Annotated in this window: 20 protein-coding genes; 14 read left to right on the forward strand and 6 right to left on the reverse strand. The window is 71.9% G+C overall.

Annotated elements, in window-relative coordinates; genetic code table 11:
- Nucleotides 1–98: 98 nt before the first annotated feature.
- The 5 genes from ABZ215_RS02390 to ABZ215_RS02410 all read left to right on the forward strand — a co-directional run bounded on the left by ABZ215_RS02390 (nt 99) and on the right by ABZ215_RS02410 (nt 5813).
- Nucleotides 99–1163: a HoxN/HupN/NixA family nickel/cobalt transporter gene (locus ABZ215_RS02390; protein WP_354947192.1), complete on the forward strand. Its 1065-nt coding sequence runs from the start codon at nt 99–101 to the stop codon at nt 1161–1163.
- Nucleotides 1156–1365, forward strand: a complete 210-nt coding sequence (locus ABZ215_RS02395; RefSeq protein ID WP_017986270.1) for a heavy-metal-associated domain-containing protein — start codon at nt 1156–1158, stop codon at nt 1363–1365. The genes ABZ215_RS02390 and ABZ215_RS02395 overlap by 8 nt, the downstream gene beginning before the upstream one ends.
- Before the next feature lie 4 nt (nt 1366–1369).
- Nucleotides 1370–3565, forward strand: coding sequence for a heavy metal translocating P-type ATPase (locus tag ABZ215_RS02400; RefSeq protein ID WP_354947159.1), 2196 nt, complete (start codon nt 1370–1372; stop codon nt 3563–3565).
- Nucleotides 3566–3631: 66 nt separating this feature from the next.
- The gene (locus ABZ215_RS02405; protein ID WP_354709178.1) at nt 3632–4660 is read left to right on the forward strand and encodes an NAD(P)/FAD-dependent oxidoreductase; all 1029 of its coding nucleotides are present in this window, start codon (nt 3632–3634) and stop codon (nt 4658–4660) included.
- A gap of 10 nt (nt 4661–4670) precedes the next feature.
- Nucleotides 4671–5813, forward strand: coding sequence for a CoA transferase (locus ABZ215_RS02410; RefSeq protein WP_354947161.1), 1143 nt, complete (start codon nt 4671–4673; stop codon nt 5811–5813).
- Here the strand turns inward: ABZ215_RS02410 and ABZ215_RS02415 are convergent.
- Both ABZ215_RS02415 and ABZ215_RS02420 read right to left on the reverse strand, forming a co-directional pair.
- A complete protein-coding gene (locus ABZ215_RS02415) occupies nt 5810–7597 on the reverse strand; it encodes a thiamine pyrophosphate-requiring protein (protein ID WP_237338413.1) in 1788 nt (595 codons plus the stop codon). The two genes, ABZ215_RS02410 and ABZ215_RS02415, sit on opposite strands and share 4 nt — an antisense overlap.
- A gap of 10 nt (nt 7598–7607) precedes the next feature.
- Complete coding sequence (locus tag ABZ215_RS02420; RefSeq protein ID WP_354947164.1) at nt 7608–8636, reverse strand: Ppx/GppA phosphatase family protein; 1029 nt, start codon at nt 8634–8636, stop codon at nt 7608–7610.
- A gap of 52 nt (nt 8637–8688) precedes the next feature.
- Between ABZ215_RS02420 and ABZ215_RS02425 the strand changes: the two genes are divergently transcribed.
- From ABZ215_RS02425 to ABZ215_RS02440, 4 genes are all read left to right on the forward strand, one after another.
- Nucleotides 8689–9051, forward strand: coding sequence for a hypothetical protein (locus ABZ215_RS02425; protein WP_020416541.1), 363 nt, complete (start codon nt 8689–8691; stop codon nt 9049–9051).
- 27 nt (nt 9052–9078) lie between these two features.
- Nucleotides 9079–9402, forward strand: coding sequence for a divalent-cation tolerance protein CutA (gene cutA, locus ABZ215_RS02430; RefSeq protein ID WP_020416542.1), 324 nt, complete (start codon nt 9079–9081; stop codon nt 9400–9402).
- A gap of 88 nt (nt 9403–9490) precedes the next feature.
- Nucleotides 9491–10750, forward strand: coding sequence for a family 1 glycosylhydrolase (locus ABZ215_RS02435; RefSeq protein WP_354947194.1), 1260 nt, complete (start codon nt 9491–9493; stop codon nt 10748–10750).
- 10 nt (nt 10751–10760) lie between these two features.
- Entirely contained in the window at nt 10761–11840 is a 1080-nt protein-coding gene (locus ABZ215_RS02440) for an MBL fold metallo-hydrolase (RefSeq protein ID WP_237338411.1), read from the forward strand.
- Nucleotides 11841–11973: 133 nt separating this feature from the next.
- Here the strand turns inward: ABZ215_RS02440 and ABZ215_RS02445 are convergent, their stop codons facing one another.
- Complete coding sequence (locus ABZ215_RS02445) at nt 11974–12519, reverse strand: hypothetical protein (protein WP_020416545.1); 546 nt, start codon at nt 12517–12519, stop codon at nt 11974–11976.
- 53 nt (nt 12520–12572) lie between these two features.
- Nucleotides 12573–13001 carry a TIGR03618 family F420-dependent PPOX class oxidoreductase gene (locus ABZ215_RS02450; protein WP_354947166.1) on the reverse strand — a complete coding sequence of 143 codons (429 nt, stop codon included), beginning with the start codon at nt 12999–13001 and terminating at the stop codon, nt 12573–12575.
- Between the two features lie 18 nt (nt 13002–13019).
- On the opposite strand from ABZ215_RS02450, the gene ABZ215_RS02455 reads away from it, so the two are divergent.
- Nucleotides 13020–13787: a metal-dependent hydrolase gene (locus tag ABZ215_RS02455; protein WP_354947168.1), complete on the forward strand. Its 768-nt coding sequence runs from the start codon at nt 13020–13022 to the stop codon at nt 13785–13787.
- A gap of 11 nt (nt 13788–13798) precedes the next feature.
- Nucleotides 13799–14359, forward strand: coding sequence for a helix-turn-helix domain-containing protein (locus ABZ215_RS02460; RefSeq protein ID WP_354947170.1), 561 nt, complete (start codon nt 13799–13801; stop codon nt 14357–14359).
- Nucleotides 14360–14622: 263 nt separating this feature from the next.
- Here ABZ215_RS02460 and ABZ215_RS02465 read toward each other — a convergent pair whose 3' ends face one another.
- Complete coding sequence (locus ABZ215_RS02465; RefSeq protein ID WP_020416549.1) at nt 14623–14949, reverse strand: putative quinol monooxygenase; 327 nt, start codon at nt 14947–14949, stop codon at nt 14623–14625.
- Between the two features lie 55 nt (nt 14950–15004).
- Nucleotides 15005–15982, reverse strand: coding sequence for an iron-siderophore ABC transporter substrate-binding protein (locus ABZ215_RS02470; RefSeq protein ID WP_354947172.1), 978 nt, complete (start codon nt 15980–15982; stop codon nt 15005–15007).
- Between the two features lie 90 nt (nt 15983–16072).
- On the opposite strand from ABZ215_RS02470, the gene ABZ215_RS02475 reads away from it, so the two are divergent.
- From ABZ215_RS02475 to ABZ215_RS02485, 3 genes are read left to right on the forward strand one after another with little or no spacing between them, the layout of a single operon-like run.
- A complete protein-coding gene (locus ABZ215_RS02475; protein ID WP_354947174.1) occupies nt 16073–17098 on the forward strand; it encodes an iron chelate uptake ABC transporter family permease subunit in 1026 nt (341 codons plus the stop codon).
- A complete protein-coding gene (locus tag ABZ215_RS02480) occupies nt 17095–18144 on the forward strand; it encodes an iron ABC transporter permease (protein ID WP_020416552.1) in 1050 nt (349 codons plus the stop codon). Before ABZ215_RS02475 ends, ABZ215_RS02480 begins: the two co-directional genes overlap by 4 nt.
- Entirely contained in the window at nt 18141–18941 is an 801-nt protein-coding gene (locus ABZ215_RS02485; protein WP_237338405.1) for an ABC transporter ATP-binding protein, read from the forward strand. The genes ABZ215_RS02480 and ABZ215_RS02485 overlap by 4 nt, the downstream gene beginning before the upstream one ends.
- Nucleotides 18942–19576 lie beyond the last annotated feature (635 nt).

Consider the following 19576-nt stretch of genomic DNA (forward strand, 5'->3'; position numbering starts at 1 on the left):
CCTTGCGTCCGATCGGGCCGTCTGTTCATCTGATTACCTGAACAGGTGATGGAGGTTATCCCGTGGGTGATCGGACTCCGCTCGGCAGGCGGGAACGGATGTCGGTGGCGGGCATGGTGGGCGTCATCCTCGCGCTCAACGTCGCCGGCTGGGGGGTCCTGCTCCTGCTGGTCGTGCCGAAGCACTTCGAGATCGGCGCGTCCGGGGTGTTCGGCGTCGGTCTCGGCGTCACGGCCTTCACCCTCGGCATGCGGCACGCGTTCGACGCCGACCACATCGCCGCGATCGACAACACCACCCGCAAACTCATCGCCGACGGGCAGCGGCCGCTCACCGTCGGTTTCTGGTTCTCCCTCGGGCATTCCACGATCGTGTTCGGGTTGTGCCTGCTGTTGTCACTCGGCGTGCGCGCGCTCGCCGGGGAGGTCGAGGACGACTCCTCCACGCTGCACGACGTCACCGGCGTGATCGGCCTGTCCGTGTCCGGCACGTTCCTGTGCCTGCTCGGCGTGATCAACCTGGTCGTGCTGGTCGGCATCCTCCGCGTCGCCCGCGACATGCGCCGCGGGCAGTTCGACGAGACCGAACTCGAAGCGAAGCTCGCCAGCCGCGGCCTGCTCAACCGCATCCTCGGCAAGGCCACCGCCGCCGTGCGCAAACCCTGGCACATCTACCCGGTAGGGGTACTGTTCGGCCTCGGATTCGACACCGCGACCGAGGTCGGCCTGCTGGTCCTGGCCGGCGGCGCGGCGGCGTTCGCCCTGCCCTGGTACGCCGTCCTCGTGCTGCCGATCCTGTTCGCGGCAGGCATGACCCTGTTCGACGCCGCCGACGGCTACTTCATGAACTACGCCTACGGCTGGGCCTTCGCGCGGCCGGTGCGCAAGATCTTCTACAACATCACCGTGACCGCCCTCTCCGTCGTGGTCGCCCTGGTCATCGGCGTGATCGAGCTGATCTCCGTGCTCGTCGACCAGGCGGGGATCACGAGTGGCCTGCTGGCCTGGATCGCCGAAATAAACCTCGACCACGCGGGGTTCGTGATCGTGGGTTTGTTCGTCCTGACCTGGGTAGTCGCCTGGTCGGTGTGGCGCTTCGGCCGCATCGAGGAACGCTGGGTTACGCCCGGTACGGGTAGGGGGTATAGTCCGGAACATGACTGAGACCGTCTACACCGTCACCGGGATGACCTGCCAGCACTGCGTCGCCTCCGTCACCGAGGAGGTCACGAAGATCGAGGGCGTCCAGGACGTCAAGGTCGATCTGCCGACCGGTTCGGTCACCGTCGTGAGCGCCGCCGAGCTGAGCGATGACGCGATCCGCGCTGCCATCGACGAGGCCGGGTACGAGCTCGCCTCCCGGTGACGCGATGACCGCCGCCCCCGAGCGCGCCGAGGTCGAACTGGCCATCGGCGGCATGACCTGCGCTTCGTGCGCGAACCGGATCGAGCGCAAGCTGAACAAGCTCGACGGGGTCACCGCCACGGTCAACTACGCCACCGAGAAGGCGAAGGTCAGCTTCCCGTCGGGCGTGGACCCGCAGAAGCTGGTCGACACGGTCGTGGCCGCCGGGTACTCGGCCACGCTGCCGCAACCGGCCGAGGACGAGGAAGACCACGTCACCGGCCTGCGGGACCGCGTGCTCGCGGCGGCGGTCCTGTCGCTGCCAGTGGTCGTGCTGGCGATGGTCCCGGCCTGGCAGGTCGACTACTGGCAGTGGATCTCCCTCGCGCTGGCGACGCCGGTGGTGTTCGGCGCCGGCCTGCCGTTCCACGTGGCGGCGTGGACGAACCTCAAGCACCGCGCCGCGACGATGGACACGCTGATCTCGGTCGGCACCCTCGCGGCCTACCTGTGGTCGGTGTACGCGCTGGTGTTCACCGACGCCGGCGAGATCGGGCTGCGGCACCCGTTCGAGCTCACCATCGAGCGCAGCAGCGAAAGCCGCATCTACCTCGAGGTCGCCACGGCGGTGACCACGTTCATCCTGGCCGGGCGCTACTTCGAGGCCCGTGCGAAGCGCCGCGCCGGCGCCGCCCTGCGTGCGCTGCTCGAGCTGGGGGCCAAGGACGTCGCGGTGCTGCGGGACGGCGCCGAGGTGCGGATCCCGGCGTCGCAGCTGGTCGTGGGGGACCGGTTCGTGGTCCGGCCGGGCGAGAAGATCGCCACCGACGGCGAGGTCGAGGAGGGCTCGTCGGCGGTCGACGTGAGCATGCTGACCGGCGAGTCGGTGCCGGTCGAGGTCGGTCGGGGCGACGCGGTCGTCGGCGCCACCGTCAACGCGGGCGGGCGGCTCGTCGTGCGCGCCACCCGCGTCGGCTCGGACACGCAGCTCGCGCAGATGGCGAAGCTCGTCGAGGAGGCGCAGACCGGGAAGGCGCAGGTCCAGCGCCTGGCCGACCGCGTGTCCGGGATCTTCGTGCCGATCGTGCTGGTGCTCGCGCTGGGCACCCTGGTCACCTGGCTCGCGCTCGGCGAGCCCACCACCTCGGCCTTCACCGCGGCGGTCGCGGTGCTGATCATCGCCTGCCCGTGCGCGCTCGGGCTCGCCACGCCGACCGCACTGCTGGTCGGCACCGGCCGGGGCGCGCAGCTCGGAATCCTGATCAAGGGCCCGGAGGCGCTGGAGTCGACCCGCCGGATCGACACGGTCGTGCTGGACAAGACCGGCACGGTCACCACCGGCCGCATGTCGCTGGTCGACGTGCGGGTCGCCGACGGCGAGGACCGCGACGAGCTGCTGCGGATGGCCGGCTCGCTGGAGCACGCGTCCGAGCACCCGGTCGCCAAGGCCATCGCCGCGGCCGTGGACGAGCACGCGCCCGTCGAGGAGTTCCGCAACGTCGAGGGCCTCGGCGTGCAGGGTGTGGTCGACGGCCGCGCGGTCGTGGTCGGGCGCGCCGCGCTGCTCGCCGACTGGGGCCTGCACCTGCCGGACGCGCTCGCGCGGGCCAAGACCGAGGCGGAGGAGCTGGGCCGAACGGTCGTCGCGGCGGGCTGGGACGGCCGGGTGCGCGGCCTGCTGGTGGTGGCCGACACGGTCAAGCCCACGTCCGCCGAAGCGGTGCGCCGGCTCACGGCGCTGGGGCTGCGGCCGGTCCTGCTGACCGGGGACAACGAGACCGTCGCTAAGGCGGTGGCCCGCGAGGTCGGCATCACCGAGGTGATCGCCGAGGTGCTGCCCGCCGACAAGGTCGACGCGGTGAAACGCCTGCAGGACAAGGGGAACCGGGTCGCGATGGTCGGCGACGGCGTCAACGACGCGGCCGCGCTCGCGCAGGCCGACCTCGGCCTGGCGATGGGCACCGGCACCGACGTCGCGATCGAGGCGAGCGACCTGACCCTGGTGCGTGGGGATCTGGGCGCGGCGGTCGACGCGATCCGGCTCGCGCGCCGCACGCTCGGCACCATCAAGAGCAACCTGTTCTGGGCGTTCGCCTACAACGTGGCGGCGCTCCCGCTGGCCGCGCTCGGCCTGCTCAACCCGATGATCGCCGGGGCCGCGATGGCGCTGAGCTCGGTGTTCGTGGTGAGCAACTCGCTGCGGCTGCGCGCGTTCTCGTAGAAAGTAACAACTTCGCGCCTCCCCGGGAGCCGACTACCGTAGCGGTTTCGGACCTGGGGAGGCGTGATGCCCGACGCGATCGTGATCGGTGGCGGCCAGTCCGGGCTCGCCGCGGCCAACGCGCTGCGGGAGGCCGGGCTGAAGCCGGTGGTGCTGGAGGCGGGTGCGGAGCCGGTCGGCTCCTGGCCGCGCTATTACGACAGCCTGACGTTGTTCTCGCCCGCGGGCTACAGTTCCTTGCCGGGCAAGCGTTTTCCCGGCGATCCGCGGCACTACCCGGTGCGCGACGAGGTGGTCGCCTACCTGCGCGACTACGCGGCCGGCCTGGACGTGGACATCCGCACTGGGCACCGCGTGGAATCCGTGCGCCGCAACGGGAACTTCGTCGTGCGGGCCGGGGAGGAGTTCGAGGCGCCGGTCGTCGTGGCCGCCAGCGGGTGGTTCGGCAAGCCGCACACGCCGGCGTTGCCCGGGCTCGATTCCTTCGCGGGCAAGGTGATCCACGCGGCGGACTACCGCGAGCCGAGCGCGTTCGCCGGGCAGCGGATCGTCGTGGTCGGCGCGGGCAACTCGGGCGTGCAGATCGCCGCGGAGCTGGCCGAGGTGTCGTCGGTGACGCTCGCGACCCGCAAGCCGGTGCGGTACGCGCCGCAACGACCGCTGGGCAAGGACCTGCAGTTCTGGTTCTCGGTCACCGGCGTCGCGTACCTGCCGCGCCGCATCAAGGGCGACCCGCCGACCGTGCCGGTGATCGACACCGGCCACTACCGCGGGCTGATCCGCGCCGGGCGGCCGGACCGCCGCCCGATGTTCACCCGGCTCGACGGCAACCACGTCGTGTGGTCCGACGGCCGCCGCGAACCCGTCGACACGCTTCTGCTCGCCACCGGGTACCGGCCGGACATGCCCTACCTCGGCGGCCTCGGCGCGCTGGACGAGCGCGGCATGCCGAAGCACCGGCGCGGGGTGTCCACGTCGGTGCCCGGCCTCGGGTACGTCGGGCTGGAGTGGCAGAGCACGCTGGTGTCCGCGAGCCTGCGCGGCGTCGGCCGCGACGCGCGGTACGTGGTCCGGAAGCTGGCCGCGATGAGGTAGAAGGGACGGTGTGACCGATCGAACCGGGGCGCTGTCCGGCGTCGTCATCGCCGACTTCAGCCGGGTGCTCGCCGCGCCGTACGCGACCATGCTGCTCGCCGACCTCGGCGCCGAGGTGATCAAAGTCGAGCGTCCCGGCGGCGGGGACGACACCCGCGCGTGGGGCCCGCCGCACGCCGACGGGGAGGCCGTCTACTTCCGGTCGGTCAACCGCAACAAGCGCTCGATCACCCTCGACCTCGCCGACCCGGACGACCTGGCCGCGGCGAAGGCGCTGGCGGACCGCGCCGACGTGGTGGTCGAGAACTTCCGCCCGGGCACGATGGCCCGTTACGGCCTGGGCTACGAGGACCTCGCGGCGGACAACCCGGGCCTGGTGTACTGCTCGATTTCCGGCTTCGGCAGCGGCGCGGGCGCGGCGCTGCCCGGCTACGACCTGCTGCTGCAGGCCGTGGGCGGGCTGATGAGCGTCACCGGCCCCGCACCGGGCGAGCCGACCAAGGTGGGCGTCGCGCTGGTGGACGTCCTGACCGGGCTGCACGCGGCCGTCGGCATCCTGTCCGCGCTGCGCCACCGGGATGCGACCGGCGAGGGGCAGCTGATCGAGGTCAGCCTGCTCGGCTCGCTGCTGTCGAGCATGGTCAACCAGAGCGCGAACCACGTGATGGCCGATGTCGTGCCGGGCATTCTCGGCAACCGGCACCCGTCGGTCGCGCCGTACGAGGTGTTCCAGGCCGCCGACCGGCCGATCGTCATCGCCGTCGGCAACGACCGCCAGTTCGCGGCGCTCACCGAGGCGCTCGGCCTGCCGGAACTGGCTGCGGACGAGCGCTTCACGACCAACGGGCAGCGGGTCGCGCACGTGGTCGAGCTGGCCGAGCTCCTCGGCGCCCGGCTGCGCACGCGACCGGCGGACGAGTGGTTCGAGCTGCTCACGCCCCTCGGGGTGCCGTGCGGGCCGGTCAACGACCTCGCCGAGGCGTTCCAGCTCGCCGACCGGCTCGGGCTCACGCCGCGCGTGCCGCTGGGCGGTCTGGACGTGGTGCGCAACCCGATCGGCTTGACGAAGACGCCGCCGGCCTACCGCCAGCCGCCGCCGAAGCTCGGCGAGCACAGCGACGAGATCCGCAGCTGGCTCAAGGACACCGACTAGCGGTTCGGCAGCAGCTCCTGGGCCTTGGTCTTGAGGCCCTCGACCAGGATGTGCCACGCGTCGCGGTCGCCCTTGAGCATTGCTTCGGTCGTGCTCTTGATCTGCTCGAACGTGGCGTGCGGCGGGATCGGCGGCACCTCCGGGTCGCAGCGCACGTCCAGCAGCGCGGGCCGGTCCGCGGACAGCACCCGGTCCCACGCCGGGCCCAGCTGGTCCGGCGAATCCACCGCGACCGCCTCGAAGCCGAGCGACCGGGCGAACTCGGCGTAGGAGAACTCCGGCAGCGACTGCGACTCCTCGAACTTCGGCGCGCCGCCCATCGCCCGCAGCTCCCACGTGACCTGGTTCAGGTCGTTGTTGTGGAACACGCACACCACCAGCCGCGGGTCGGCCCACAGGTGGTGATAGCGCTGGATCGTGAGCAGCTCGGCCATGCCGTTCATCTGCATCGCGCCGTCGCCCTCCAGCGCGATCACCGGCCGGTCGGGGCAGGCGAACTTCGCGCCGATCGCGTACGGCACGCCCGGTCCCATCGTCGCCAGCGTGCCGGACAGCGTGCCGCGCATCCGGCCGCGCATCCGCAGGTTGCGGGCGTACCAGTTGGTCGACGAGCCGGAGTCGGCGGTGACGATCGCGTCCTCCGGGATCCGCTGCGACAGCTCGTGCACGACCCGCATCGGGTTGACCGGGTCCGCCTCGACCATCGCCTGCTGCTCGACGGTCTCCCACCAGGACGCGACGTTCTTCTCGATCTTGTCCCGCCAGGCGCGGTCCTCCCTGCGCCGCACCATCGGCAGCAGCGCCCGCAGCGTGCCCTTCGCCTCGCCGACCAGGTTCACCTCGGTCGGGTAACGCATGCCGATCATGCTGCCGTCGATGTCGATCTGGATCGCGCGCGCCTTGCCGTACTCGGGCAGGAACTGGCTGTACGGGAAGTTCGAGCCGACGATCAGCAGCGTGTCGCAGTCCCGCATCATCTCGTAGCTCGGCCGCGTGCCGAGCAGCCCGATCGAGCCGGTCACGTACGGCAGGTCGTCGGGCAGGACGTCCTTGCCCAGCAACGCCTTCGCGACCCCGGCGCCGGTCAGCTCGGCGATCTCGCGGACCTCGGCGGCGGCGTTGCGCGCGCCCTGCCCGATCAGGATCGCGACCTTCTCGCCTTCGTTGAGGATGTCCGCCGCGCGCCCCAGCTCGTCCTCGGGCGGGATGACCACGGGGTGCGGGAAGCCGGGCGGGCTGGACGGCACGTGCTTGAACGCGTGCTTCGGCGGCGAGTACGGCTCTTCCTGCAGGTCGTTCGGGATGATCACGGCCGTCGGCGCGCGCTTGGCCAGTGCGGTCCGGATGGCGCGGTCGAGAGCGTTCGGCAGCTGCTCGGCGACGTTGACCTCGACGAGGTACTCGCTGGCCACGTCCTTGAACAGCGGCTGCAGGTCCACTTCCTGCTGGTAGGAGCCGCCCATCGCGCTGCGCGCGGTCTGCCCGACGATCGCGACCACCGGCACGTGGTCGAGCTTGGCGTCGTACAACCCGTTGAGGAGGTGGATGGCTCCCGGCCCCGAGGTCGCCATGCACACCCCGACGTGCCCGCTGAACTTGGCGTACCCCACCGCCTCGAACGCGGCCATCTCCTCGTGACGGGCCTGGACGAAGCGAGGTTCGTTGTCCGCCTTGCCGAACGCGGCGACGATCCCGTTGATCCCGTCGCCGGGGTAGGCGAAGACCTGCTCGACGCCCCACTCCCGCAGACGCTTCAGCAGGTGGTCACCGACCGTTTCCGACATGGAAGACTCCTCACGCTCCTCGGCTCAGTCCCACCAGTGACTTACCCGGGCCGCCGCGGCCCGACACCTCGGGCACGGCGGTGCTGATCGCCTGCAGCGGCAGGCCGTCGTAGACCTGCAGGGTCTGCAGGTGGTGCAGCATGATCCCCTCGCGCAACGCCCACGGGCACACGTCGACCTTGCGGATGTCGAGGGTGTCCATGGTCGCCTTGGCGACGATCGCGCCGGCCAGGATCTGCCGCGCGCGCGGCGCGGACACCCCGCGCAGGCGAGCCCGTTCGGACGTCTTCATCTCGGCCAGCCGGGGGATCCACGCGTTGAGCGCGTCGACGGTGAGGGTGCGCCGCACGAACGGGCCGCGCCGCTGCGGCGGCGCCCCGGCCAGCCGGGCGAGCTGCTTGAACGTCTTCGACGTGGCGACGGCGCGGGCGGGCACGCCCTCCCATCTCAGCCGGTCGGCGACCTCGCGCAGCATGTCCCGCACGTGCCGCCGCATCGCCTTGACCTGTTTGACCGACGGCGGGTCGTCCGGCAGGAACATCCGCGTGAGCCTGCCCGCGCCGAGCGGCAGGGACAGCGTGAGCTGCGGTTCGGCGTCGCGGCCGAGGGCGATCTCCAGCGAGCCGCCGCCGATGTCGAGCAGCAGCAGGCGGCCGGCGGACCAGCCGTACCAGCGGTGCGCGGCGGCGTAGGTCAGCCGGGCCTCGTCCTCGCCGGTGAGGAACTGCGGCCGCACGCCGGTGCGCTCCTCGATCCGGTTGATGATCTCGTCCCGGTTCGTCGCGTCCCGGATCGCCGAGGTCGCGAACAGGAACAACTGCTCGACGCGGTGCAGGCGGGCCGCGGCGAGGGCGGACTCGACCGCGTCCACCGCCCGGCAGACGCCCTCCTCCGCGATCGCCCCGCTCTCGTCGATCTGCTCGGCGAGGCGTGTGGGCTCTTTCACAGCCAGTGCGGGCAATGGCGGGGCGCCCGGGTGGGCATCCACGATCTGGAGCTGCGCGGAGTTCGATCCGATGTCCAGCACGCCGAGTCGCATAAGGGCCTAGGTACCCCGTTTAGCCCTGCGCCACACGGCTATCTCCGACCTCATGGAGACGTTCAACTACACCGCGACCGCCGACCTGCCCGCCGACGAGGCGTTCGCGTTCATCTCCGACGCACCCAACCTGCCCCGGTTCCTGCCGCAGGACCTGGCCGAAGGCTGGTTGCGCGCGGACGCGGCGAGCAGACAACTGGCGTGGGGCACGGAGAGCGACGGCGACGATTGCGGTGAGTTGCGGGTGATCGAGCGCGGCCCGGCGCAGTGCGAGATCGCGATGACCGTGCACACCCGGCGCACCGACGGCAACCAGGTGCGCACGGAGATGGAGCAGGCCGTCGCCGCGCTGACCCACAAGGCGAGCGCCGACGCCGACGAGCAGCGTGAGGACCAGCAGGCGGGCTGGGTCTGAGCCCGGCGCAGTGCTCTAATCGGGCACATGCGCGAACACGTGATCGTGTCGTCCACCACCGACAGCGAGGCCACGGCCCGGGAGCTGGCGGCGCAGGCCGTCGAGGCGCGGCTTGGCGCGTGCGCCCAGATCGTCGGACCCATCCTGAGCGTCTACCGGTGGGACGGCGAGGTGCACGCCGATCCCGAGTGGCGGGTGGAGATCAAGACCGCGGCGGACCGGGTGGCGCCGCTGGTCGAGCTGATCAAGGAGCAGCACAACTACGAGGTGCCGGAGATCATCGCGACGCCCATCGAGGGCGGCAGCGCGGAGTACCTCGAGTGGCTGGTCAAGGAGACCAGGGCCGGTTGATCGTTGACGGCCACGCGCCGAAAACGTAAATTTCTTTCACATGTCGCGTCTGGCCCGGATAGCGCTCGTCGTCCTGTTCTGTGTTGCGATGGTCCCCGTGACGCCGGCATCCGCCGAGAACCGGTTCTACTGGGGAGTCGCCACCGCGGGCTTCCAGTCCGAAGGCAGCGCCCCGGACAGCAACTGGTCGCGCTACGTCGCCAAGGGCGGCGTCGACCCGTACGCCAACGCCACCGGCTTCCGGCACCGCTACGCCGAGGACATCCGGCTGGCGCAGGACCTCGGCGTCAACACCTTCCGGTTCAGCGTCGAATGGGCTCGCGTGCAGCCCGCGCCCGGCGTGTGGGACGAGGCCGAGCTGGCCTACTACGACGACGTGGTCCGGCACATCCGCGCCGCGGGCATGACCCCGATGATCACGCTGAGCCACTGGGTGTACCCGGGGTGGGTGGCCGACCAGGGCGGGTTCACCAGCGCCAAGACCGTCGACGACTTCCTCGCCTTCACCACGCGCATCGCGGAGCGCTACGACGACGTGCTGTGGGTGACGTTCAACGAGCCGGTCGCGTTCCTCACCCAGGAGCTGCGGATCGGCGCCGTCAACCCGTTCCAGGTGCCCGCCTGGCAGGCCAACGTGGTGCAGGCGCACCGCCGCGCCTACGACGAGATCCACCGGCTCGATCCGGGCGCCCAGGTGACCAGCAACCAGGCCTTCTACGCCGGCTTCAACCCGCTCACCGACCTGGTCGTGATGGACCGGATCAAGGACAAGGTCGACTTCGTCGGGCTGGACTACTACTACGGCATCAGCCTGACGAACCTGACGGCGATCTACGCGGCGTTCGAGCAGTTCTGGAAGGTGAAGCCGCAGCCGGAGGGCATCTACTACGCGCTGCGCTACTACCACGAGCGCTACCCGGACCTGCCGCTCTACATCGTGGAGAACGGCCTGCCCACGGACAACGGGAACCCGCGCGAGGACGGCTACACCCGCGCCGCGTCGATCCAGGACACGCTGTTCTGGGTGCAGCGCGCGAAGGCCAACGGCATGGACGTCATCGGCTACAACCACTGGAGCATCACCGACAACTACGAGTGGGGCAGCTACCGGCCGCGCTTCGGACTGTACGAAGTGGACGCACTCGGCGATCCGGCGCTGACCCGCAGGCCGACCGACGGCGTCGCGGCGTACCGGGACGTGATCGCGCGCGGCGGTGTCGGGCCGTCGTACCGCCTGGTCCAGGGGCCGGCGCTGTGCTCGCTGACCGCGCCACTGAGCAGTTGCCTGTCGCCCGCCGACCCGTCCGGGCCGCTCGCGCCGCTGGGAACATCCGGGGACCGTCCGTAGTTGTCCGGACATGGCGAAGACGTTGCGGTGGGCCCTGCCCGCGCTGCTCGGCACGGCGGTGGCGGCCCTGTGGGAAATCCCGGTCGCGTTCGGCGGGCGGCCCGACCCCGAGCGCATGCGGCGCTCCCCGCAGTTCCACGACGGCCGGTTCCGCAACCTCGCGCCGCCGCTCGTGCAGCCGGCCAGGGCACGCGACCTGGTCGGCGAGATGGTGTTCGGCAAGCAGCAACGCAAGCCGACCGGCCCGGTGCCGCTGGTGCGGCCTGCCGCGCCGGCCGATGAGGGGCTGCACATCACCTGGTACGGCCACGCGTCGTCGCTGATCGAGATCGACGGCCGGAAGGTTCTGGTGGACCCGGTGTGGGGCGAGCGGGTGTCGCCGTCCCGGTTCGTCGGCCCGAAGCGCATGCACCGGCCGCCGCACCAGCTGTCCGAGCTGCCGGAGCTGGACGTGATCATCGTGTCGCACGACCACTACGACCACCTGGACCGGCCGACGGTGGTGCGGCTCGCGAAGACGCAGAGCGCGCCGTTCGTGGTGCCGCTCGGAGTGGGCGCGCACCTGCGGCGGTGGCGGATTCCCGCGGAGCGGATCATCGAGCTGGACTGGGACGAGACGGTCTCGGTCGGCGGGGTGGACGTGACCGCGTCGGCGGCCCAGCACTTCTCCGGGCGGGCCTTCACGCGGAACAACACGCTGTGGGCGTCGTGGATCGTGGCGCGCTCCGGGCGGAAGGTGTTCTACACGGCGGACTCCGGCTACTTCGACGGCTACCGCACGATCGGCGAGAAGTACGGGCCGTTCGACGCCGCGATCGTGCAGATCGGCGCGTACCACCCGGCGTGGCCGGACATCCACATGACGCCCGAGGAGGGGGTCGCCGCGCACCTCGACGTCCGCGGCGGGCTGCTGATCCCGGTGCACTGGGGCACGTTCCGCCTGGCGATGCACGGCTGGGCCGAGCCGGCGGAGCGGGTCTGGCGGGAAGCGAAGGCCCACGACGTGGAGCTGGCGGTGCCGCGCCCAGGCGAGCGGATCGACGTGGACGCCCCGAAGCCGGTCGACCCCTGGTGGCAGCCGATCGGCTGAGCCAGGCAGCTTGAACCAAACCCGAGCTGGGCCGAGGGGCTTTTCTGTCATCCCGGAGCCTGCCCGTCCGGCGAGGACTCCCTTGATCCCTAGACCCGCCGCCTGACACGGCGACGCGCCCAGCCGCCCCAGATCAGACCCGCACCCTGCTCAGCCCGACGCGGTCCGCCGCGCGGCGGATCTTGAAGAACGTGTTCCGGAACCACGCCATCAACGTCGCGCGCGCGTCCGGGTCCAGCTGCTCCTCGCCGGCGGCCTTCACAGCCTTGTAGTGGTCGATGAGGGTGTGCAGCCACGCGTCCACGTCCCGGACGCTCTCCAGCTGCACCATCCCGCCGGTCTCCGGCAGCCGCCGCAGGAACTCCTCGTGCGTGTTGCGGACCCAGTGCGACAGCTTGAGGTCGATCTCGGGGATCACGACCGGCGGGTCCAGCTCGAACGCCAGCCGCGAGCGCCACCCGAGCAGCTCCCGCTCCACCGGGTGGTCCCAGCGGCCGGGGCGGCCCAGCTGGTGGCCGGCGATGCGGCGCTCGGCGAACCACAGGAAGTCCTCGGACCCCCGGCGCAGGGTGCTGATCATCGACGGCGCCAGCGCGCCGATCACGGTCCGGTCGACGACGTCCCACGTCGTGCCGCCCGCGAACGGACTGTCGATCTTGAGGGTCTTCGCGGTCCGCACTCTGAATTACTGCCTTATCTTCCCGTTTGTCCGCAACCCGCCAACGGTGTGCTTTACCTCATGCCGAGCCTGCGGTCGAGGCTGATCTCGATCACGACCCGCTCCGGGTTCGGCTTCGGCTGCCGGTGGTACCGCACGGCATAACGGTTTTCCGCGTCCGCCACCGACTCCGGATCCTCGCGGACCACCGCCGATCCCTCCAAACTCGACCAGCGGCGACCGTCCACCTGGCTCACCACGACACGCGCGGGCTGCGCGAGCCGGACGTTGCGCGCCTTGACGCTGCCGCCGCGGCAGATCACCCGCGCCGTGGTGAAGTCCTCGTCCACGGTGACCCCGACCGGCACGACGTGCGGGCTCCCGTCCGCACGCAGGGTCGTGAGCATGCACAGGTGCCGCTCGGCCCAGAACGCCCGCAGCTCGTCGCTGGGCGCCTCGGTGGTCCTGGTCATGCGCGTCCCTTCGCGTCGGTCGGTGTCCATCTTGCCAAGATCTTCTCCATGATGGGCTCCACCCACGCGCTCACCGGCTGGTGCGCCGGTCTCGCGCTCGCCCCGGCCATCGGCGCCGGCTCCGTGCACCAGGCGCTGGCCTTCGCCGCGACGACCGCGGGCTTCGCGCTGCTGCCGGACCTCGACCACCCGCACGCCCGCGCCTCGAAGCTGCTCGGGCCGATCACCGGCCTGGTGTGCTGGCTGCTCCGGCACACCTCGGCGGCGCTGTACAAGGTCACGAAGGGGCCGCGCGACGAGCGGGGCCGGGGCAGCCACCGGCACCTGTCGCACACGCTGTTGTTCGCGATCGGCCTCGGCGTGGCGACGACGTACGGCACCCGGGCCGGCGGCTGGTACGTGGTGGCCGGGGTGGTGTTGTTCGCGCTGTTGCTCGCGGCGGACGCGCTGGGGGACTGGCTGCTGCTGGTCGCCGGCGGCGGGGTCGTGTGGTGGGCGCTGACGGCCAGCGCCGCGGCGGAGTTGTCGCAGCTGACCGGCTGGCTGGGGATCGCGGTGGCGGTCGGCTGTTTCGTGCACTGCCTCGGCGACGCGCTCACCGAGTCGGGCTGCCCGTTCCTGTTCCCGGTGCCGATCGCCGGGGAGACCTGGTACGAGCTGCGGCCGCCGTCGTTCCTGCGGTTCCGCACCGGGAAGGGCGTGGAGAAGTTCCTGGTCGTGCCGGTGTTCACGGTGCTGGCGGTGCTGCTGGTGCCCGGGGCGTGGCCGGGTCTGGTCGGGCTGTTCGCGGACCCGACCGTGACCGCCGGCGGCTAGAATCGGACACGATGACGACCCCCGCGAGCCGCACCGGACTGCGCGCCGACGCGCGCCGCAACCGCGCCCGTGTCCTGGCGGCGGCGCAGGAGGCGTTCGCGGACGAGGGCCCGTCGGTGCCGCTGGACGAGATCGCCCGGCGGGCGGGGGTCGGCGCCGGCACGGTCTACCGGCACTTCCCCAGCAAGGAACTGCTGTTCGAGGCCGTCGTGCTGGACCGGATCGCGTGGCTGGCCGGGCAGGCGCGGGAACGGCTCGACGCGCCCGACCCCGGCGCGGCGTTCTTCGAGTTCTTCGACGTGGTGGCCGAGCAGGCGCTGCTGAACAAGGCTCTCTGCGACGCGCTGGAGGCGAGCACCGGACTGCCGTTCAAGGCCGCGTCGGACGAACGCGCCGAGTTCCGCGCCGCGTTCGCCGACCTGCTGCGGCGGGCGCAGGCCGCGGGCGCCGTGCGGGCGGACGTCGAACCCGGCGACCTGACCGCGCTGCTCGCGGGCTACCTCGCCATCCAGCGCCAGGCCCCGCAGGGCCGCCCACTGGCGAAGATCATCGCCGACGGCCTGCGCGCCTAGCGCGCGAGCGCCCGATTTCGTCGGTACCCCCTGCGACGATGAACTCGCTGGCCGCGGCCTGACCTGCGGGGCCCCACGGCAGAGGTCGTGCGGCCGGTGTCGAGCGCTTCGAGTCTGCGCTGGCGGAGTTCCCGGGCGGGACTGCGGTTCCGGGCGACGTGCCGGCGGATCGCGGCGGAGAACTGGGTCGTCCTGGCCGGTGGCAGGCTGGACGCTCCGGTTGCGCCTCGGGGACGCACCCAAGGCGCCGCCAGCTGGAGCGGTCAGCGCTGCACGGCCATCTCGCCCAGCTCGGACCAGTCCTCCTGCGGCACCTCGAAGTTGACGATCCGCGGGGTCTCCGCCAGGTGCGGCGGCAGCGTCCGCTGCGCTTCCTTGAAGTGGTCGGACTGGACGTGCGCGGCACCCGCGTCGCCGTCGCGGAAGGCTTCCACCAGCACGTACTCGTTGGGGTCCTCGACGCTGCGCGACCAGTCGAACCACAGGCACCCCGGCTCGGCGCGGGTGGCGAGCGTGAAGTCCCGCGCGATGTCGGGCCAGTCGTCGGCGTGCTGGGGCAGGATCCGGAACTTCGCAGTGATGAAAATCATGGGTCCACCGTAGAGCCGCGGGGCCGCGACCACATCGGACGCGGCCCCGCGCGGGTCACGGCGTGACGCCGAACTGGTTCGCCAGGTCGGTCAGCATCGCCGAGGCGCCCTGCAGGCTCACGGCGCTGAACCACGTGCTGTCGGAGACGTCGACGATCTTGCCCTTCAGCGTGGCCCACAGCGGGTTGGCCTGGAACTTCGCCTTCGGGTCCTCCGCCGTCTTCGTCTCGTCCTGGTACGACGACACGAAGATGACGTCCGCGTCCAGCTTCGCGATGTCCTCCTGGCTGAGGTTCACCGAGATCTTGTCGGTCGCGTCCGGCTGCCCGGCGGGGCGGGACAGCTTCGCGTCGGCCATCACGATGCCGGGGTAGGACGCGCTGCTGTAGAGGCGCACGGTCGGCTCGCCCTCGACGAACCGCACGATCGACACCGTCGGCGCGCGGCCGAGCTTCGCGGCGATCTCCTGGCCGATCCGCTGCGCCCGCTGCTCGTACGCGCCGATCTTCTGCTCGGCCAGCGGCTCCTTGCCGAGGACCTGCGCGAGCAGCCGGATGTTGTCCTTCCAGATCGCGCCGGTGGTCGTGGAGAAGACCGTCGGGGCGACCCCGGTGAACTGCTCGTAGTACTTCTCGTGCCGCACCTTCGCCGACACGATCACGTCCGGCTTGATGTCGTAGAGCTGCTCGACGTCCGGGGTCTCCAGCGGGCCGATCACCTTGGCGCCCTCGCCGAAGCGGCGGTCCTCGCCGAGGTACTCGGGCAGCTGGTCGAAGTTGCGGTACTTCGTGTACGCCACGACCTGGGCTTCCAGCGCGAGCGCGGCGTCCACGTAGCTGGTGTCGAGCGCGGCGACCGTCTTCGGCTGCGCCTCGAGCACGGTCGAGCCCATCGCGTGCTGGATGGTGCGCGGGAACCCGGCCTGGCCGGCCCCGCTCTCCTGCGTGGCCTCGTCGCCGCCGCCCCCGCACGCGGTGAGGGTCAGGCTCGCGGTCACGGCCAGCGCCAGTGCTGCTCGCCACGGTCTCGTCATCGTGATCTCTCTTTCGGTTAGCCTTGCCTAACGCGGAGCATAGGATGCGGTTTGTCCCGTTTGGAAGCTCGAGTTGGATAGGCGACATCAGTGACGGTGGTGGCGACAGCCCGGCCACGGACGCGGAGACAGCGTCGTCTCGCCGGTATCGGCGGGCTCGCCGTCCTGCTGGTCCTCATCTGCGCGGCGAGCGTCGCGCTGGGTACGAAGTCGATCCCGCTCGGTGAGGTGTGGACGGCGCTCACCCAGCCGTCCGGGTCCGAATCGGACATCATCGTCCGGTCGCTGCGGTTGCCGCGGACCGTGCTCGGCCTGCTCGTCGGGCTCGCGATCGGCGTCGCGGGCGCGCTCATGCAGGGTCACACGCGCAACCCGCTCGCCGATCCCGGTCTGCTCGGCGTCACGCACGGCGCGGCGCTGGCGGTCGTGTTCGCGGCCGTGGTGCTCGGGATCGACGGCCTCTACGGGTTCATCTGGTTCGGGTTCGCCGGCGCGCTGCTGGCCAGCGTCGCGGTGTTCCTGCTCGGCGCGGTCGGCGGCAAGGGCGCGACCCCGGTGACGCTCGCGCTCGCCGGCGCCGCGGTGAGCGCGCTGCTGCACGGGCTGGTGTCGGCGATCATCCTCGGCGACGAGCGCGGCATGGAGATCTACCGCTTCTGGCGGATCGGGTCGATCGCCGGGCGCGACTTCGCGATCACCGGTCAGATCGCGCCGTTCCTGGTGGCCGGCCTGCTGCTCGCGCTGATGAACACGCCCGGCCTGAACACGCTGGCGCTGGGGGAGGACGTCGCGACCGCGCTCGGTCAGCGCGTGCTACGCACCCGGGTGCTCGGCGTCGCCGCGATCACGCTGCTGACCGGTTCGGCGGTCGCCGCGTGCGGGCCGATCGCGTTCCTCGGGCTCGTCGTGCCGCACCTGGCCCGCGCGATCACCGGCCCGGACTACCGCTGGCTGGTGCCGGTGGCCGGGCTGCTCGGCGCGGTGCTGCTGCTGACGGCCGACGTGCTCGGGCGGGTGCTGACCGGCGACAACTTCGAGGTGGGCATCCTGCTCGCGATCATCGGGGCGCCCGTGTTCATCGTGCTGGTGCGGCGGCGGGGGCTGAGCAAGGTATGACTCGCAAGGTGCTGGCCGCCGGGCCGGTGGCGTGGACGGTCAAGCCGCGACTGGTCGCGGTCGTCGTCATCGCGGCGGTGCTGCTGGTGCTCGTCGCCGCGATCAACATCGGGATGGGCAGTTCCCACATCGGGATCTGGAACGTGCTGGAGACCCTGCTCGGCGGCGGGACCCGGCGGGAACGCGGGATCATCTTCGACCTGCGCCTGCCGCGCACGCTCGCCGGTGTGCTGGTCGGCGCCGCGCTCGGGCTGTCCGGCGCGTTGTTCCAGTCGGTCGCGCGGAACCCGCTGGCCAGCCCGGACATCCTGGGCATCACGTGGGGCGCCGGGGTCGGCGCGGTGACCGCGATCGTCGCGGGCGGGTACCGCGGCCAGGTCAGCGGCATGGTGAGCGCGCTCGGCGTGCCGGTCGCCGGGCTGATCGGCGGGCTGCTGGCGGGCGTGCTGCTCTACGCGTTGTCGTGGCGGCGCGGCATCGACGGCTACCGCATGGTGCTGATCGGGATCGGGTTGTGGGCGATCAGCTACAACATCGTGAACTGGCTGCTGGCCGCCGGGGACGTGAACGACGCGGCGCGCGCGACGACGTGGCTGGTCGGCAACCTCGCCGACGTCGGGTGGGATTCGGTCGGTCCGGTCGCGATCGCGCTGGCCGTGCTGGTGCCGATCACGCTGATCTGCGGGCGCACCGTCGGCGGCTTGCAGTTCGGCGACGACACCGCGCGCGGGCTGGGCATCCGGGTCGACGGCGCCCGTGGTGCGCTGCTGTTGCTGGCGGCCGCGCTGGCCGCGATCGCGACCGCCGCGGCGGGGCCGATCACGTTCGTCGCGCTGGCGACGCCGCAGATCGCGGTGCGGCTGGCGAAGACTGCGCAGCCGCCGCTGTTCGGGTCGATGGTGCTGGGCGCGCTGCTGACCGTGGGGGCGGACCTGCTGACCCGGTTGCTGCTGCCGGACCTGCCGGTCGGGGTGCTGACCGCGATCCTCGGAGCGCCCTACCTGATCTTCCTGTTCGTCCGGAGCCGCCGGGAGGCACGAGCATGACGTCACGACTGCGGGCCGAGGGCCTGAAGCTGGGGTACGGCGAGCGGCTGGTGGTCGACGGCCTGGACCTGGACGTCCTGGACGGCACGATCACCGCGATCATCGGCCCGAACGGGTGCGGCAAGTCGACCCTGCTGCGGGCGCTGGCGCGGTTGCTGGCGCCGCGGGAGGGCGCGGTCCTGCTGGACGGCGAGCGGATCGACAAGCTGCCGACGCGTGAGGTCGCGAAGGTGGTCGGGCTGCTGCCGCAGTCGCCGGTCGCGCCCGAGGGCCTGACGGTCGGCGACCTGGTGGCGCGCGGGCGGCACCCGCACCAGCGCTGGTACCGGCAGTGGTCGACGTCGGACGACGAGGCGATCTCCACGGCGTTGCGCTTGACCGGGATGGACGTGCTGGCGGACCGCGTGGTCGACGAACTGTCCGGCGGCCAGCGGCAGCGCGCGTGGATCTCGATGACGCTCGCGCAGGAGACCGGGTTGCTGCTGCTGGACGAGCCGATCACGTACCTCGACCTGGCCCACCAGATCGACGTGCTGGACCTGGTGCACCGCCTGCACCGCGACCGCGGCACGACGGTCGTGATGGTCCTGCACGATCTGAACCTGGCCGCCCGCTATGCCGACACGCTGGTCGCGATGCGCGACGGGCGGATCATCGCGCAGGGGCCGCCGTCGGCCGTGCTGACGGAGCCGCTGCTGGACGAGATCTTCGGCCTCTCGGCGAAGGTCCTGCCCGACCCGGTCTCCGGGACGCCGCTGGTGGTGCCGATCAGCGCACACCTGCAGAACGACGACTGACCGCGGGGGAGCCGCCCGGTCGCACCGACGCTGCTGCGGCCCCATCGCGCCGCCAACGGTGCTGCCGTTGCCGCCTGCCGCCACCGCGCTACCGCCACCTGGGGGCGCCGCGCCGCCGCCACCGCACCGACCGCCGCCGCCACCGCGCTAACGCCACCAGGGGCCGCCGCGCCGCTGCCAACGGTGCTCCCGCTGCCGCGCGCCGCGCCGCCGCGCCACTGCCACCCGGGGCCGCCGCGGCGGCATCCGCCGCGCCACCGCACCAACCGCCACCAGGGGCCGCCACGCCGCCGCCAACGGTGCTCCCGCTGCCGCGCGCCGCGCCGCCGCGCCACTGCCACCCGGGGCCGCCGCAGCGGCATCCGCCGCGCCGCCGCACCGACCGCCACCCGGGGCCGCCGCACCGACGGCCGCGCGCCGCGTCTCCCGGCGCCACCGCGGCGGCACCCGGCGCGACGGCGCCACTGGCGTTGCCACGGCCGCACCGGGCGCGCCGACTACGTGCCGGAGTGGCAACCACCTGCCCCAAGGGCAAACGTTGCCGGGAGGGGCGGGGGCAGGGAGTGCCCTGGACGAGGGCGGGCCGGCGGGAGCGGGGCCGGCGGGAGCGGGGCCGGCGGGAGCGGGGCCGGCGG

The sequence above is a fragment of the Amycolatopsis sp. NPDC006131 genome (assembly GCF_040614175.1).
GTDB classification, from domain to species: Bacteria; Actinomycetota; Actinomycetes; order Mycobacteriales; family Pseudonocardiaceae; genus Amycolatopsis_E; species Amycolatopsis_E tucumanensis.

Bases quoted from the DNA above. Each gene is read 5' to 3' on its own strand.
- ABZ215_RS02480 (WP_020416552.1), top strand. From the start codon at position 17,095: ATGACTCGCAAGGTGCTGGCCGCCGGGCCGGTGGCGTGGACGGTCAAG.
- ABZ215_RS02450 (WP_354947166.1), bottom strand. From the start codon at position 13,001: ATGGACACCGACCGACGCGAAGGGACGCGCATGACCAGGACCACCGAG.
- ABZ215_RS02485 (WP_237338405.1), top strand. From the start codon at position 18,141: ATGACGTCACGACTGCGGGCCGAGGGCCTGAAGCTGGGGTACGGCGAG.
- ABZ215_RS02440 (WP_237338411.1), top strand. From the start codon at position 10,761: ATGGCGAAGACGTTGCGGTGGGCCCTGCCCGCGCTGCTCGGCACGGCG.
- cutA (WP_020416542.1), top strand. From the start codon at position 9,079: ATGCGCGAACACGTGATCGTGTCGTCCACCACCGACAGCGAGGCCACG.
- ABZ215_RS02435 (WP_354947194.1), top strand. From the start codon at position 9,491: ATGGTCCCCGTGACGCCGGCATCCGCCGAGAACCGGTTCTACTGGGGA.
- ABZ215_RS02420 (WP_354947164.1), bottom strand. From the start codon at position 8,636: ATGCGACTCGGCGTGCTGGACATCGGATCGAACTCCGCGCAGCTCCAG.
- ABZ215_RS02400 (WP_354947159.1), top strand. From the start codon at position 1,370: ATGACCGCCGCCCCCGAGCGCGCCGAGGTCGAACTGGCCATCGGCGGC.
- ABZ215_RS02455 (WP_354947168.1), top strand. From the start codon at position 13,020: ATGATGGGCTCCACCCACGCGCTCACCGGCTGGTGCGCCGGTCTCGCG.
- ABZ215_RS02425 (WP_020416541.1), top strand. From the start codon at position 8,689: ATGGAGACGTTCAACTACACCGCGACCGCCGACCTGCCCGCCGACGAG.
- ABZ215_RS02460 (WP_354947170.1), top strand. From the start codon at position 13,799: ATGACGACCCCCGCGAGCCGCACCGGACTGCGCGCCGACGCGCGCCGC.
- ABZ215_RS02470 (WP_354947172.1), bottom strand. From the start codon at position 15,982: ATGACGAGACCGTGGCGAGCAGCACTGGCGCTGGCCGTGACCGCGAGC.
- ABZ215_RS02390 (WP_354947192.1), top strand. From the start codon at position 99: ATGTCGGTGGCGGGCATGGTGGGCGTCATCCTCGCGCTCAACGTCGCC.
- ABZ215_RS02415 (WP_237338413.1), bottom strand. From the start codon at position 7,597: ATGTCGGAAACGGTCGGTGACCACCTGCTGAAGCGTCTGCGGGAGTGG.
- ABZ215_RS02465 (WP_020416549.1), bottom strand. From the start codon at position 14,949: ATGATTTTCATCACTGCGAAGTTCCGGATCCTGCCCCAGCACGCCGAC.
- ABZ215_RS02405 (WP_354709178.1), top strand. From the start codon at position 3,632: ATGCCCGACGCGATCGTGATCGGTGGCGGCCAGTCCGGGCTCGCCGCG.
- ABZ215_RS02395 (WP_017986270.1), top strand. From the start codon at position 1,156: ATGACTGAGACCGTCTACACCGTCACCGGGATGACCTGCCAGCACTGC.